Here is a 14,133-nt window from a genome sequence, read left to right as displayed (position 1 = left end):
GTTTTGCTGGAGTTCCTCATGCTGTTGCCCATCCTTCTGTTGTCTGCCGCCGGGTTCACGGTGCTGACCACGGAGTTCGTCATCGTCGGCCTGCTGCCGGCGATTGCCCGCGACCTGGCTGTCACCATCCCGCAGGCCGGGTTGCTGGTGACTCTATTCGCTTTCACCGTGGCGATGTTCGGTCCTTTCTTGACGGCATATTTCGCCCGCTTCGAGCGGCGCAAACTGTTCATCACCATCCTGATCATGTTTGGTCTGGCCAATACCGTGGCGGCATTGGCGCCGAACATCTGGGTCATGGCGATTGCCCGGTTGATCCCGGCGCTGGGGCTGCCGGTGTTCTGGGCGCTGGCCAGCGAAACGGCGGTGGACATCGTCGGCCCGGACTTTGCCGGTCGCGCGATCGCCAAGATCGGCTTCGGCATCGTCTGCGCCACCGTGTTCGGCATTCCGGTCGGCACGCTGATTTCAGATGCGTTCGGCTGGCGCAGTGCGTTCGCCATTCTGGCGGTGATCGCGTTTGCCAAGGCGTTGCTGCTGTTCGTCTACCTGCCGAAAACCAGCCTGCACCAGCATCAGGTCAGTTTCGCTTCGCAGTTCAAGATCCTGCGCAGCCCGCTGATGCTGGGCCATGTGCTGCTGTCGATCCTGGTGTTCAGCGGCATGTTCACCGCCTACACCTATCTGGCGGACATCCTCGAGCGTCTGGCCGGCTTCAATGGCACCGTGGTCGGCTGGTGCCTGATGGGCTTTGGTGCGGTCGGTCTGATCGGCAACTCGCTGGGCGGTCGTGCGGTGGATCGCCATCCGCTGATGGCTTCGGTGATGTTCTGCGCATTCATGATCCCGGGGATGGTGGCGCTGGTACCGAACATCAATTCGTCGCTGGGTCTGGCGGCGGCGATGGGTATCTGGGGCGTGACCCAGGCGGCGCTGTTTCTGGTCAGTCACGTGCGCTTGATGAAAGCCGCACCTGAGGCGCCGGCCTTTGCCGCGTCGCTGAACATTGCCGGGGCCAACCTCGGGATCGGTCTGGGCGCGATCATTGGCGGTCGAGTGATCGACAGCGCCGGCCTCGGGTTTGTGGGTTTCGCCGCGGCCGGGTTCATTTTGCTGTCGATTTTTCTCGCCATGGTGCTGATGGTGCTCAAGCCGCGCGACGTCTGCGCACCGGCTTAAAACGCTGTAAACAGCTCGCGTCGGGCACCTTCGGTAATCGCTTTGATGCCGGGGTGCTTGACCTTGCGCTCCACCGAGATCGCGTAGAACGACTCGCTCACCGCATCGGTCTGGCCGATCAACTCGACGCCGTACTGGCGCTTCACCTCATCGGCAATCACGCTCGGGCCGATGAAAATCCCGCTGCCGGACTGGCCGAACGCCTGCATCAAGGCGCTGTCATCGAACTCCCCGACAATCCTTGGCTGAATCTGCTGCTCGGCGAACCAGCGCTGCAAACGGCTGCGCACCACGGTTTCCGCGCCGGGAATCAACAGCGGCGCGCCGTGCAGGCTGCGCGGGAAATCCTGACCGTATTGCGCCGCCAGTTCGGCGGTGGCGAAGAAGCTGATCCCGCATTCGCCGAGTTTCTGGCTGTAGCCCTTGATGTCCAGATGCGAAGGCATCGGGCTGTCGGAGATCACCAGGTCCAGACGCTGGATCGCCAGATCCGCCAGCAGGCGTTCGAGTTTGTCTTCGCGGCAGGTGATGCGCAGCGGCTCGCTCAACTCCATGGTCGGCGCGATCAGGCGATAGACGATGGATTTGGGCACCACGTCCGCCACGCCGACCCGGAACAGGATCTGCTGTTCGTTGGGTTGGGCGCGCAGCATCAACTCCAGTTCACCGCCGAGCTGGAACATCTGCTCGGCGTAGGGCAGGGCCTGGCGCCCGGCTTCGGTCAGTTCAAGCTGGCGGCCGACCCGTTGAAACAGCTCGATGCCGTAGGTCTGTTCGAGCAGGGAAATCTGCCCGCTGATGGTCTGCGGCGTCAGGTTCAGTTGCTCGCAGGCGCGCACGATGCTGCCGGTCTTGGCCACCACCCAGAAGTAATGCAGTTGTCGGTAATTGAGCATGGTGTTCGGTCCGTCAAATGCAGTTCGTATAAATCGAAGTATAGCCGCTAAAAATACGAATTTTCCTGAAGTGTTTGTCTCCCTAGAATGCCCAGCCATCGACGGCCGGTCTGTACGGCGCTGTCAGTTCTATCGAGGGAAGCATCATGAAACTAAAAACTACGGGGCTGTTGATCGCGTCTTTACTGGTACTGGCCGGTTGCGACCAGGCCGAAAAGAGCGCCCAGCAACTGATGGGCCAGGCGGCCGAAGCGGCCAAGCAAGCCATCGACGACACGCACAAGGCTGCCGAAGAGGCGCTCAGCGATGCCACCGGCAATCTGATCAGCAAGAAAGAATCGAAAGACGACGAAGAAAAATCCGAATCGTCCTCCCAGGAAATCTAAACCGTCTTACACAGAGTCAGGACTGACCCATGGAATATCTGTTAGAACTCGCCGCCAGCCCGACCGCCTGGATTGCCTTGGCCACACTGGTGGTGATGGAAATCGTGCTGGGCATCGATAACCTGATCTTTATCTCGATCCTGACCAACAAGCTGCCCGAACAGTACCGGCAGAAGGCCCGTCGTCTGGGGATCGGCATGGCGCTGATCATGCGTCTGGCCCTGTTGAGCACCATCGCGTTCATCGTTCAGCTGACTGCGCCGGTCATCGAGATTCTCGGCCACGCGTTCTCCTGGAAGGACATGATCCTGATCGCCGGCGGCCTGTTCCTGTTGTGGAAAGCCACCACGGAGATCCATCACAGCATGGACCCGGCACCGGAAGATCCGAAGACCGCGACGTCTAAGGTGACCCTGGGCTTCGCCGCCGCCATCGGGCAGATCCTGATGCTGGACATGGTGTTCTCGATCGACAGCATCATTACCGCTGTCGGCATGACCGAACACTTGCCGATCATGGTGATTGCGGTTGTCGTCTCGGTGCTGGTGATGCTGTTTGCGGCTGATCCGCTGGCCAAGTTCATCAACGACAACCCGACGGTGGTGATGCTGGCTCTGGGCTTCCTGATCATGATCGGCATGACGCTGATCGCTGAAGGCTTCGGCGCCCACGTTCCGAAAGGTTATGTGTATGCCGCCATGGCGTTCTCGGCTGCGATTGAAGTGCTGAACATGATGTCGCGTCGCGCCAAGCAGAAGAAACTGACTGCCGAAGCGTAATCGCTGGAAAACCAAAGGCCGCCTGAACTCGCGAGAGTCCAGGCGGCCTTTTTGTTTGTGTCGGTTACAGAAAGTCAGTGCGCGGTGGCGTGGCGGGCGTCGTGTTTCTCGATCTTCCTGGTCGGTGCAGGTTGAACCGGGTGGTGATGGCGGCGGGAAATCCGCAACACGCCCCACAGCATGGCGGCGGCAACGGCCAGCCAGCCGGCAATCAGCATTACGATGGTCATGGTCAGGCTCATCTGTGCCTCCTCTTTGCCCTGCGTCGGGCGCTCGCTCTTTGGCTCTTGTCTGAGTGACAGTCTAGTCGCTGGCGTGTTTCAAGCTATTGACCAAAGGTCGGTGGTGACCAATCAGTTCGCTCTATACAACCGATGCATCTGCCGCTTTGGGCTATACCGCAGCGTGGCGCCGTCCTATGATCCTCGACCAAGCCGGAACACGATGACCGGTAACTGATCAAGAGAGTGACGATGGTGCAGCTATTTTCCCGGATTCGCGCGGCGCTGCTGGTGGCCGGTTGCGTGACAGCTTTGGTGGGGTGTGCGGGCAGTGTGGCACCGGAGGTCAAGCGCCTGCCGGAGCGGGTTGAGCTCAGCGGCACGTTCTATCGCGGTGAGGCCTATCAAAGCGGGCCGCAGGTGCTGGCCAGCCTGCTGTCGCAGCAGGGCATCGTGATCACGCCGGGTCTGCTGGAAAAGCCGCTGCATTTGCCGGGTGCCGAGGACAAGTTGCAACAGAATCTGCCGAGCCTGGCGCGTGAATACGGCATGGTCGTGTATCCGCTGGACAGCAATCTGCCGGCGCTGCTGACTCAGGTGGCGGCCGGGTATCCGGTGATGGTGCGATTCAGTGAGGGTTCGGCGTTTTGGGCGGAACCGCGTTACGCGATCCTGTCCGGTTACGATCGGCTGAAGCAGAAGGTGCTGCTGCGTGCCGGGATGAATCGCCGTGAATTGATGAGCTTCAGTTCGTTCGAGTCGGCCCTCGAAAAATCCGGTGGCTGGGCAGTGTTGATCCAGAAGCCGACGCAGATTCCGGCAGCGGTCGATCAACAACGCTGGCTCAAGGCTGCCGACGCACTGGCCCAGGCCGGGCAGGAGCGGGAAGCGGCGCAGGCGAGGAAGGCGCTGGCGCAGCACTGAGGTTCCGTTCGTCGCTTGTCGGGCACCCTCGTGGATAACGCGTTTCTGAACTGTAGCGTCCGGTATTTTCCGGCCGGTTCAGGAGGCGAGCATGGCAATTCCAAATTCACCCAGCGGACCCCATTCTTCCGAGCATGGCAGTGGCGACGATCTGGGCTTCGATCCGGACTCGCCTGATCTGGACGATCCGCAAGTCGATCCCATTGGCCCGGCGAAGGCGCCGAAGGATGTACGGCCGGACGATGATCCCAAGCGTCCGGCCAAGCCTTATGATCCCTTGGCTGATCTCAAGCCTTGAAGCGAGGTGCGTATGAGTACCGATTCGAGTTTCGACGACCATAAACCTGACAGTGTGCCAACCACGCCAGAGCCGGAGGTCGATCCGGTGCTGGATCCGGACAGCCCGCAGCGCGACCCGCTGGCGCGTCCGGCGGTGGTGACGCCAGAGCATTCGCGCGACCCGAGTGCCGGTGACGGCATTCCCGATGACGACAAGATGCCCTTGCCCAACGACTGAGTGCATAAATGAAAAAGCCCCGACGATGCGGGGCTTTTTCATGGGTGACAGATTACTTGGAGGCTTCGATCACACCGCTCTGGCGACTCTTGAGGTTTTTGTCGGCCTTGTATTGCTGAGCCACCGCTGGAACGTTGGCGCTCTTGCCGGTTTCCACCCAGCTGCGGATGCGGCTGGCATCGGCGAAGTGAGTGTATTTGCCGAACGCGTCGAGGATTACCAGGGCGACGGGACGGTTGGCCATGCGGGTCACCAGCACCAGGCAGTGGCCGGCCGGGTTGGTGAAACCGGTTTTAGTGATGCGGATATCCCAGTCGGCCTTGTTGACCAGGTGATCGGTGTTACGGAAACCCAGGGTGTAATTGGGTTTGCGGAACGAGACGGTCTTTTCCTTGGTGGTAGTCAGCTCGATGAGCAGCGGCTGTTTGTGCGCAGCCACCAGCAACTTGCTCAGGTCGCGGGCGGTGGAAACGTTGCGCTCGGACAGGCCGGTAGGTTCCACAAAGTGCGTGCTGGTCATGCCCAGCGCCTTGGCCTTGGCGTTCATTGCTGCGATGAATGCCGCGTAGCCACCGGGATAATGGTGAGCCAGGCTGGCGGCGGCGCGGTTTTCCGAGGACATCAGGGCAATCAGCAGCATCTCTCGGCGGGGCAGTTCGCTTCGCAATTTGACGCGGGAAAACACGCCTTTCATTTCCGGGGTGCGGCTGATGTCGACGTCAATCCATTCGTCCATGTTCTGGTGCGCTTCGACCACTACCAAACCGGTCATCAACTTGCTCACGGAAGCGATGGGTACCACCACGTCCGGGTTGCTGGAGTAAATGACTTTGTTGGTCTGCAGATCCATCAGCAGGGCGCTGCCGGAGGCAATCTTCAATTGCGAAGCGTCTCGAGGGGCAGCGGTAGTTTCGGCGGCGTTGACCGTTGGCGTGAGGAGCGTGCCTGAAAATGCAAAAACCAGGCTCAAGATGGACAGACGAATATTCACGCGGGCGAACTCATGAAGGTTGAAAATGCCGTTCTTTGTAACGGCCTGTGTCGTAAAAACGACGCATTTTAGGAGTATGGCTGAAGAACTGTCGATGGTTGTTTGAAGGGCATGAAAAAGTCGTGAAAAGCCCTGTAAAAATAGGGGTTTCCGGCGAACGGTAAAGGTTTTTTCGAGGGCATGAAAAACCCCGCACGGGGCGGGGTTCTCGGCGTGCGGAAAACGCGACTCAGGCGTGCAGGGTTTCTGCCGCGTAGAGGGTGTTTTCCAGCAGGCATGCACGGGTCATCGGACCGACGCCGCCCGGCACCGGGGTGATCCAGCCGGCGCGGGGCAGGGCGGTTTCGTACACCACGTCACCGACCAGTTTGCCGTCTTCCTGACGGTTGATCCCGACGTCGATCACGATCGCGCCTTCCTTGATCCACTCGCCCTTGACCAGGCCCGGCTTGCCGGCGGCCACGACCACCAGATCGGCGCGGCCGACGTGGCCGGCCAGATCCTTGGTGAAGCGGTGCGTGACGGTCACGGTGCATCCGGCCAGCAACAGTTCCATCGCCATCGGGCGACCGACGATGTTGGACGCGCCGACAACTACGGCGTCCATCCCGTACAGATCGGCACCGGTGCTTTCCAGCAGGGTCATGATGCCCTTCGGGGTGCACGGGCGCAGCAGTGGAATGCGCTGGGCCAGGCGGCCGACGTTATAAGGATGGAAACCGTCGACGTCCTTGTCCGGCCGGATACGCTCCAGCAGTTTGGAGGCGTCCAGGTGCTCCGGCAGGGGAAGTTGAAGCAGAACGCCGTCGATTGCCGGGTCGTCGTTCAGTCGATCGATCAGATCGGTCAGCGCTTCCTGAGTGGTTTCGGAAGGCAGGTCGTAGGCTTGGGAGAGGAAGCCGACCTCTTCACAGTCTTTACGCTTGTGCGAGACATAAACCTGAGAGGCAGGATCGCTGCCGACCAGGATCACCGCGAGGCCGGGAGTGCGCAAGCCTTGCTCGCGACGTTCGGCTACCCGTTGGGCGATCTGCTGGCGCAGGCTGGCGGCGATTGATTTGCCGTCGATTAGTTGTGCAGTCATTGCGCGTGATTAACCATCGAGAGGGGAAAAAAAGAGAACGCATTCTCGCATGTCAAACGGTGAGGGCAAAGGCGCTTGGTCAGCAAATTCCCCTAAGCCCTTTAATTAAATGAATTTTTTTCAAAAAGGATTTGACGACCTTCAGGTCGCTCTATACTATTCGTCGCACTTGTCGGGCACAGCCTAGCACTGGTTAAGAAGGTCGAACGAAATTACGGTTTCGAACGACTGGAAAGCACTTAGTTTGTAGTCCTCCAAGGGTACAGCTAACAAGGCGCCCGTAGCTCAGCTGGATAGAGCATCCGCCTTCTAAGCGGATGGTCGCAGGTTCGAGTCCTGCCGGGTGCGCCATTAGGCAGCATTGGCACAAGTAACGCGATATGGTGGGCGTAGCTCAGTTGGTAGAGCACGGGATTGTGACTCCCGTTGTCGTGGGTTCGATCCCCATCGTCCACCCCATATTTCGAAAGGCGCCAGATGTAACAGTCTGGCGCCTTTGCTTTAAAAAGCTTCATCCGCGGATGTGGTGGAATTGGTAGACACACTGGATTTAGGTTCCAGCGCCGCGAGGCGTAAGAGTTCGAGTCTCTTCATCCGCACCAATCAAAGCTTCATTCATGCCGTTGGCCGGGTGAAGTTCTACAAAGAAGTTGTTTGGCTTCTTTGACACGCAATATGGTGGGCGTAGCTCAGTTGGTAGAGCACGGGATTGTGACTCCCGTTGTCGTGGGTTCGATCCCCATCGTCCACCCCATATTTCGAAAGGCGCCAGATTTAACAGTCTGGCGCCTTTTTTGTTTTACGGTTTCGGATTTTGGCGGCTGCAGGTTTCGGGTCGCAGGGCAGGGTGCTTCGTCGTATCAATGTTGCTCGATGATGCTGCGCTGCCCGCCAACCTTGCTTGCGAGGTTGGCTGTCAGGGAGATGATTCAATCGCCTCTATATATAGAAGAGGTTGGTGCAGAGCCCTGGTTTGAATTGGCTGTATTTGCTAACAGGGCGAGGCGCAACCGTTTGTCCCCGCCTTCAAATGGCCTGCTGTTTTTTTACCCGTTTTCAGTAGGGTGACTTCTTGAGTTTGACCTACTAGAATGCTTGCCCTTGATTCTTGGGTCGGAAACGGCCGGCTAACGTCTGTGCAACGAGGAATATCCATGCAAGTTTCTGTTGAAAATACTACTGCTCTTGAGCGCCGCATGAGCATCACCGTGCCGGCTGAGCGCATCGAGACTCAGGTCAACAAGCGTCTGCAGCAGACTGCCCAAAAGGCCAAGATTGCTGGCTTCCGTCCAGGCAAAGTGCCAATGAGCGAAATCAAGCGCCGTTTCGGTGCTGATGCGCGCCAGGAAGCGATCGGCGACGTGATCCAGTCCTCCTTCTACGAAGCTGTGGTTGAGCAGAAGCTGAACCCGGCCGGTTCGCCATCGATCGAGCCCAAGTCGCTCGAAGCTGGCAAGGACCTGGAATACGTAGCCGTATTCGAAGTGTTCCCTGAGTTCACCGTTGCCGGCTTCGAAGGCATCACCGTCGAGCGCCTGAGCGCTGACGTGGCTGACGCCGATCTGGACAAGATGCTGGACATCCTGCGCAAGCAGAACACCCGTTTTGAAGTGGCTGATCGCGCTGCCCAGAACGAAGACCAGCTGAACATCGATTTCATTGGCAAGGTCGACGGCGAAGTATTCGCTGGCGGTTCCGCCAAGGGCACTCAACTGGTACTGGGTTCCGGCCGCATGATCCCTGGCTTCGAAGAAGGCCTGGTCGGCGCTAAAGCCGGCGAAGAGCGCGTTCTGAACCTGACCTTCCCAGAGGACTATCAGAACCTGGACCTGGCTGGCAAAACCGCCGAGTTCACCGTGACTGTAAACACCGTTTCCGAGCCAAAACTGCCTGAGCTGAACGAAGAGTTCTTCGCTCAATTCGGCATCAAGGAAAGCGGCATCGACGGTTTCCGCACCGAAGTTCGCAAGAACATGGAGCGTGAACTGCGTCAGGCGATCAAATCCAAGGTCAAGAATCAGGTAATGGACGGTCTGCTGACCACCAACCCGATCGAAGTGCCTAAGGCTCTGCTGTCCAACGAAGTTGACCGTCTGCGCGTGCAGGCTGTTCAGCAGTTCGGTGGCAACATCAAGCCAGACCAACTGCCGGCCGAGCTGTTCGAAGAACAAGCCAAGCGTCGCGTTGTACTGGGTCTGATCGTGGCTGAAGTGGTCAAGCAGTTCGACCTGAAGCCAGACGAAGCCCGCGTTCGCGAAATGATCCAGGAAATGGCTTCGGCTTACCAAGAGCCTGAGCAGGTCGTGTCCTGGTACTACAAGAACGAGCAGCAACTGAACGAAGTCCGTTCGGTTGTGCTGGAAGAACAAGTTGTGGATACTGTTCTGCAGAAAGCTAGCGTGACCGACAAATCGGTCTCTTACGAAGAAGCGGTCAAGCCGGTAGAAGCTCCAAAAGCCGACTGATTGTTTTTGCGTTAGAAGCACACACCATAAGCCAGCCTTCGAGCTGGCTTATGCGTATTCAAGACATGACTATTTGGGAGTGACTGCAGAGCATGTTCCGTAATTCCTATATTCAGCAGAACTCTGATATCCAGGCCGCCGGCGGCCTGGTCCCGATGGTTGTCGAGCAATCTGCTCGTGGCGAGCGCGCCTATGACATCTACTCGCGTCTTCTCAAGGAACGAGTAATCTTTCTGGTGGGGCCTGTAGAGGACTACATGGCCAACCTGATTTGCGCGCAATTGCTGTTCCTTGAAGCGGAAAACCCGGACAAGGACATCCATCTTTACATCAACTCCCCGGGCGGTTCGGTGACAGCGGGCATGTCGATCTACGACACCATGCAGTTCATCAAGCCAAACGTATCGACTACCTGTATCGGTCAGGCGTGCAGCATGGGCGCATTCCTGCTGACGGCCGGTGCACCTGGCAAGCGTTTCTGCCTGCCGAACTCGCGCGTGATGATTCACCAGCCACTGGGCGGTTTCCAGGGCCAGGCGTCGGACATCGAAATCCATGCCAAGGAAATCCTCTTCATCCGCGAGCGTCTGAACACGCTGATGGCCAAGCACAGCGGTCGTACGCTTGAAGAAATCGAGCGCGACACCAACCGCGACAACTTCATGAGTGCAGACGCTGCGATGGAATACGGTCTGATCGATGAAGTGATCAACCAGCGCCCAGCTTAAAAATAAGCAGCTCAAAACAGGCTTGGTCGGCGCGTCTGATCAGCGGCGGGCTTGAAAAAGCCCGCAATAGCCTTCATCTTGTGTTGCAAGCCTATCGGATTTGGATCGAACGAATGACTGACACCCGCAACGGCGAGGACAACGGCAAGCTGCTCTATTGCTCCTTCTGTGGCAAAAGCCAGCATGAAGTGCGCAAATTGATTGCCGGCCCCTCGGTCTTTATCTGCGACGAGTGCGTCGACCTGTGCAATGACATCATCCGCGAGGAGGTGCAGGAAGCACAGGCCGAAAGCAGCGCGCATAAATTGCCTTCGCCTAAAGAAATCAGCGGCATCCTTGATCAGTATGTAATTGGTCAGGAACGTGCCAAGAAGGTTCTGGCAGTAGCGGTGTACAACCACTACAAGCGTCTGAACCAGCGTGACAAAAAGGCTGACGACGTCGAACTCGGCAAGAGCAACATCCTGCTGATCGGCCCGACAGGCTCCGGTAAAACCCTGCTGGCCGAAACCCTGGCCCGCTTGCTGAACGTTCCGTTCACCATTGCCGACGCAACCACCCTCACCGAGGCGGGTTACGTGGGTGAAGACGTCGAGAACATCATTCAGAAGCTGCTGCAGAAGTGCGATTACGACGTAGAGAAGGCCCAGATGGGCATTGTCTACATCGACGAAATCGACAAGATTTCGCGCAAGTCCGACAACCCGTCGATCACCCGGGACGTTTCCGGTGAGGGCGTGCAGCAGGCCTTGCTCAAACTGATCGAAGGCACGGTCGCTTCCGTTCCGCCGCAAGGTGGCCGCAAGCATCCGCAGCAGGAATTCCTTCAGGTTGATACCCGTAACATCCTGTTCATCTGCGGTGGCGCGTTCTCCGGTCTGGAGAAGGTCATTCAGAACCGCTCCACCAAGGGTGGCATCGGTTTCAATGCAGAAGTGCGCAGCAAGGAAGAAGGCAAGAAAGTCGGTGAGTCCCTGCGTGAAGTCGAGCCTGACGATCTGGTCAAGTTCGGTCTGATCCCGGAATTCGTCGGTCGTCTGCCGGTTCTGGCGACGCTGGACGAGCTGGATGAGGCTGCGCTGATGCAGATTCTCACCGAGCCGAAGAATGCCCTGACCAAACAGTATGCCAAGCTGTTCGAGATGGAAGGCGTGGATCTGGAATTCCGTTCCGACGCGCTGAAATCGGTCGCCAAGCGTGCTCTGGAACGTAAAACCGGTGCCCGTGGCCTGCGTTCGATTCTCGAAGGTGTGCTGCTCGACACGATGTATGAAATCCCCTCGCAGTCCGAGGTGAGCAAAGTCGTGATCGATGAAAGCGTGATCGAAGGCAAGTCCAAGCCACTGTATATCTACGAAAACAGTGAGCCGGCTGCCAAGGCAGCGCCGGACGCGTAAGCGCCCGGTCTGCGGGAACAAAGAAGGGGCCTTCGGGCCTCTTTTTTTTTATGTCGTTTTTTACATCCCCTTTGCGCTTGTTTTTTTTCAAGTCAGCCCCCATCTTGGTTTCAAGCTTAATTCCATCTGATTACGGCCATATGGCCGCCGTAGAGGCGAAATCATGAAGACCACCATCGAATTGCCTCTCCTGCCATTGCGTGATGTCGTTGTGTATCCGCACATGGTTATCCCGCTGTTCGTGGGGCGCGAGAAATCCATCGAAGCCCTCGAGGCCGCGATGACGGGCGACAAGCAGATCCTGCTGCTGGCCCAGAGAAACCCGGCTGACGACGATCCCGGTGAAGAAGCTCTCTATCGCGTAGGTACCATCGCCACTGTTCTGCAACTGCTGAAACTGCCGGACGGAACCGTCAAGGTTCTAGTCGAGGGCGAGCAGCGTGGCGCTGTCGAGCGCTTCAGCGAAGTCGATGGCCACTGCCGTGCCGAAGTGTCGCTGATCGACGAAGTCGACGCCGCCGAGCGCGAATCCGAAGTATTCGTGCGCAGCCTGCTGTCGCAGTTCGAACAATATGTGCAGCTGGGCAAGAAAGTCCCGGCTGAAGTCCTGTCGTCGCTCAACAGCATCGACGAGCCTGGCCGCCTGGTGGATACCATGGCCGCGCACATGGCGCTTAAGATCGAGCAGAAGCAGGAGATCCTCGAAATCATCGATTTGTCGGCCCGGGTCGAGCACGTTCTGGCCCTGCTGGACGCCGAGATCGACCTGCTGCAAGTCGAAAAACGCATTCGTGGCCGCGTCAAAAAGCAAATGGAGCGCAGTCAGCGCGAGTACTACCTGAATGAGCAGATGAAGGCCATTCAGAAAGAACTCGGCGACAGCGACGAAGGCCACAACGAAATCGAAGACCTGAAAAAGCGCATCGACGCTGCCGGTCTGCCGAAAGATGCCCTCGCAAAAGCCACCGCCGAGCTGAACAAGCTCAAGCAGATGTCGCCGATGTCCGCCGAAGCCACCGTGGTGCGCTCGTACATCGACTGGCTGGTTCAGGTGCCGTGGAAGGCCCAGAGCAAGGTGCGTCTGGACCTGGCCCGTGCCGAAGACATTCTCGACGCCGATCACTACGGCCTGGAAGAGGTCAAGGAACGCATCCTTGAATACCTCGCCGTGCAGAAACGCGTGAAGAAAATCCGTGGCCCGGTGTTGTGCCTGGTCGGTCCTCCGGGCGTGGGTAAAACCTCGCTGGCCGAGTCGATCGCCCATGCCACCAACCGAAAATTCGTGCGCATGGCCCTCGGTGGCGTGCGTGACGAAGCGGAAATCCGTGGTCACCGTCGGACTTACATCGGTTCGATGCCAGGAAGATTGATTCAAAAGATGACAAAGGTGGGTGTGCGCAACCCGCTGTTCCTGCTCGATGAAATCGACAAAATGGGCAGCGACATGCGTGGCGACCCGGCGTCGGCGTTGCTGGAAGTGCTTGATCCCGAGCAGAACCACAACTTCAACGACCACTATCTGGAAGTCGATTACGACCTCTCGGATGTGATGTTCCTGTGCACCTCGAACTCGATGAACATTCCGCCGGCGCTGCTGGACCGGATGGAAGTCATCCGTCTGCCGGGCTACACCGAAGACGAGAAGATCAACATCGCGGTCAAGTACCTGTCGCCCAAGCAGATTGCAGCCAACGGCCTGAAGAAGGGCGAGCTGGAATTCGACGAAGAAGCGATCCGCGACATCATCCGTTACTACACCCGCGAAGCCGGTGTGCGTGGCCTCGAGCGGCAGATTGCCAAGGTCTGCCGCAAGGCGGTCAAAGAGCACGCGCTGGAAAAACGCTTCTCGGTAAAAGTGACAGCTGATCTGCTGGAGCATTTCCTCGGCGTTCGCAAGTTCCGCTACGGTCTGGCCGAGCAGCAGGATCAGATCGGTCAAGTGACCGGCCTGGCCTGGACTCAGGTGGGCGGCGAACTGCTGACCATCGAAGCCGCTGTGGTGCCGGGTAAAGGTCAACTGATCAAGACCGGTTCGCTGGGTGACGTAATGGTCGAATCGATCACTGCGGCCCTGACCGTGGTGCGCAGCCGTGCCAAGAGCCTGGGCATTCCCCTGGACTTCCACGAGAAGCGCGACACGCACATCCACATGCCGGAAGGTGCTACGCCGAAAGACGGTCCGAGCGCCGGTGTAGGCATGTGTACTGCGCTGGTGTCGGCGTTGACGGGTATTCCTGTGCGTGCCGATGTCGCCATGACCGGCGAGATCACCCTGCGTGGTCAAGTCCTCGCCATTGGCGGCCTGAAGGAAAAACTGCTGGCCGCTCACCGTGGCGGAATCAAGACAGTGATTATTCCGGAAGAGAACGTGCGTGATCTGAAGGAGATTCCTGACAATATCAAGCAGGATCTGCAGATCAAACCGGTTAAATGGATTGACGAGGTCCTGCAAATTGCGCTGCAATACGCGCCGGAGCCCTTGCCGGATGTGGCTCCGGAGATAGTTGCCAAGGACGAAAAACGTGAGTCTGACTCTAAGGAAAGAATTAGCACGCATTAATACGCT

Annotated in this window: 14 protein-coding genes and 4 tRNA genes; 14 read left to right on the top strand and 4 right to left on the bottom strand. The window is 58.2% G+C overall.

The features are described from left to right. The first annotated feature begins 18 nt into the window (after positions 1–18). Positions 19–1,179, top strand: a complete 1,161-nt coding sequence (locus tag KJY40_RS19195) for an MFS transporter (RefSeq protein WP_007951570.1) — start codon at positions 19–21, stop codon at positions 1,177–1,179. Here the strand turns inward: KJY40_RS19195 and nhaR are convergent. Continuing rightward, a complete protein-coding gene (gene nhaR, locus KJY40_RS19190) occupies positions 1,176–2,075 on the bottom strand; it encodes a transcriptional activator NhaR (protein ID WP_007951569.1) in 900 nt (299 codons plus the stop codon). The two genes, KJY40_RS19195 and nhaR, sit on opposite strands and share 4 nt — an antisense overlap. Positions 2,076–2,221: 146 nt before the next feature. On the opposite strand from nhaR, the gene KJY40_RS19185 reads away from it, so the two are divergent. Beyond that, on the top strand, positions 2,222–2,461 hold the full coding sequence (locus KJY40_RS19185) for a hypothetical protein (protein ID WP_230731816.1): 240 nt from the start codon (positions 2,222–2,224) through the stop codon (positions 2,459–2,461). 29 nt (positions 2,462–2,490) lie between these two features. Next, positions 2,491–3,240: a TerC family protein gene (locus KJY40_RS19180; protein ID WP_085745910.1), complete on the top strand. Its 750-nt coding sequence runs from the start codon at positions 2,491–2,493 to the stop codon at positions 3,238–3,240. A 74-nt stretch (positions 3,241–3,314) separates the two neighbouring features. Here the strand turns inward: KJY40_RS19180 and KJY40_RS19175 are convergent, their stop codons facing one another. Continuing rightward, entirely contained in the window at positions 3,315–3,482 is a 168-nt protein-coding gene (locus tag KJY40_RS19175; RefSeq protein WP_007951566.1) for a hypothetical protein, read from the bottom strand. A 231-nt stretch (positions 3,483–3,713) separates the two neighbouring features. On the opposite strand from KJY40_RS19175, the gene KJY40_RS19170 reads away from it, so the two are divergent. From KJY40_RS19170 to KJY40_RS19160, 3 genes are all read left to right on the top strand, one after another. Then, positions 3,714–4,385: a peptidase C39 family protein gene (locus KJY40_RS19170; RefSeq protein WP_230731814.1), complete on the top strand. Its 672-nt coding sequence runs from the start codon at positions 3,714–3,716 to the stop codon at positions 4,383–4,385. Between the two features lie 91 nt (positions 4,386–4,476). Beyond that, complete coding sequence (locus tag KJY40_RS19165; RefSeq protein WP_230731812.1) at positions 4,477–4,683, top strand: DUF6021 family protein; 207 nt, start codon at positions 4,477–4,479, stop codon at positions 4,681–4,683. Positions 4,684–4,695: 12 nt separating this feature from the next. After that, a complete protein-coding gene (locus KJY40_RS19160) occupies positions 4,696–4,902 on the top strand; it encodes a hypothetical protein (RefSeq protein WP_230731808.1) in 207 nt (68 codons plus the stop codon). Positions 4,903–4,954: 52 nt separating this feature from the next. On the opposite strand, the gene pbpG is transcribed toward KJY40_RS19160, so the two are convergent. Further along, positions 4,955–5,893 (bottom strand): D-alanyl-D-alanine endopeptidase, encoded by a 939-nt coding sequence (gene pbpG / locus KJY40_RS19155; protein ID WP_007951562.1) that lies wholly within the window; start codon positions 5,891–5,893, stop codon positions 4,955–4,957. 229 nt (positions 5,894–6,122) lie between these two features. Further along, complete coding sequence (folD, locus tag KJY40_RS19150) at positions 6,123–6,977, bottom strand: bifunctional methylenetetrahydrofolate dehydrogenase/methenyltetrahydrofolate cyclohydrolase FolD (RefSeq protein WP_230731806.1); 855 nt, start codon at positions 6,975–6,977, stop codon at positions 6,123–6,125. Positions 6,978–7,251: 274 nt separating this feature from the next. Here folD and KJY40_RS19145 point away from each other — a divergent pair. The 8 genes from KJY40_RS19145 to lon all read left to right on the top strand — a co-directional run bounded on the left by KJY40_RS19145 (position 7,252) and on the right by lon (position 14,127). Then, positions 7,252–7,328 (top strand) — tRNA-Arg (locus KJY40_RS19145). Positions 7,329–7,360: 32 nt separating this feature from the next. After that, positions 7,361–7,436, top strand: a tRNA-His gene (locus tag KJY40_RS19140). Positions 7,437–7,494: 58 nt separating this feature from the next. Then, positions 7,495–7,579 (top strand) — tRNA-Leu (locus tag KJY40_RS19135). 76 nt (positions 7,580–7,655) lie between these two features. Then, a tRNA-His gene (locus KJY40_RS19130) sits at positions 7,656–7,731 on the top strand. A gap of 400 nt (positions 7,732–8,131) precedes the next feature. Further along, complete coding sequence (tig, locus tag KJY40_RS19125) at positions 8,132–9,442, top strand: trigger factor (RefSeq protein WP_230731804.1); 1,311 nt, start codon at positions 8,132–8,134, stop codon at positions 9,440–9,442. Positions 9,443–9,534: 92 nt separating this feature from the next. Beyond that, a complete protein-coding gene (gene clpP, locus KJY40_RS19120) occupies positions 9,535–10,170 on the top strand; it encodes an ATP-dependent Clp endopeptidase proteolytic subunit ClpP (RefSeq protein WP_230731802.1) in 636 nt (211 codons plus the stop codon). Between the two features lie 113 nt (positions 10,171–10,283). After that, positions 10,284–11,567 (top strand): ATP-dependent Clp protease ATP-binding subunit ClpX, encoded by a 1,284-nt coding sequence (clpX, locus tag KJY40_RS19115; protein WP_007951558.1) that lies wholly within the window; start codon positions 10,284–10,286, stop codon positions 11,565–11,567. Positions 11,568–11,730: 163 nt separating this feature from the next. Beyond that, positions 11,731–14,127, top strand: coding sequence for an endopeptidase La (gene lon / locus KJY40_RS19110; RefSeq protein ID WP_007951557.1), 2,397 nt, complete (start codon positions 11,731–11,733; stop codon positions 14,125–14,127). Positions 14,128–14,133 lie beyond the last annotated feature (6 nt).

Source organism: Pseudomonas fitomaticsae (genome assembly GCF_021018765.1).
GTDB classification, from domain to species: domain Bacteria; phylum Pseudomonadota; class Gammaproteobacteria; order Pseudomonadales; family Pseudomonadaceae; genus Aquipseudomonas; species Aquipseudomonas fitomaticsae.
Note: the sequence above shows the minus strand (reverse complement) of the source record. Positions and strands in the feature narration are given on the sequence as shown.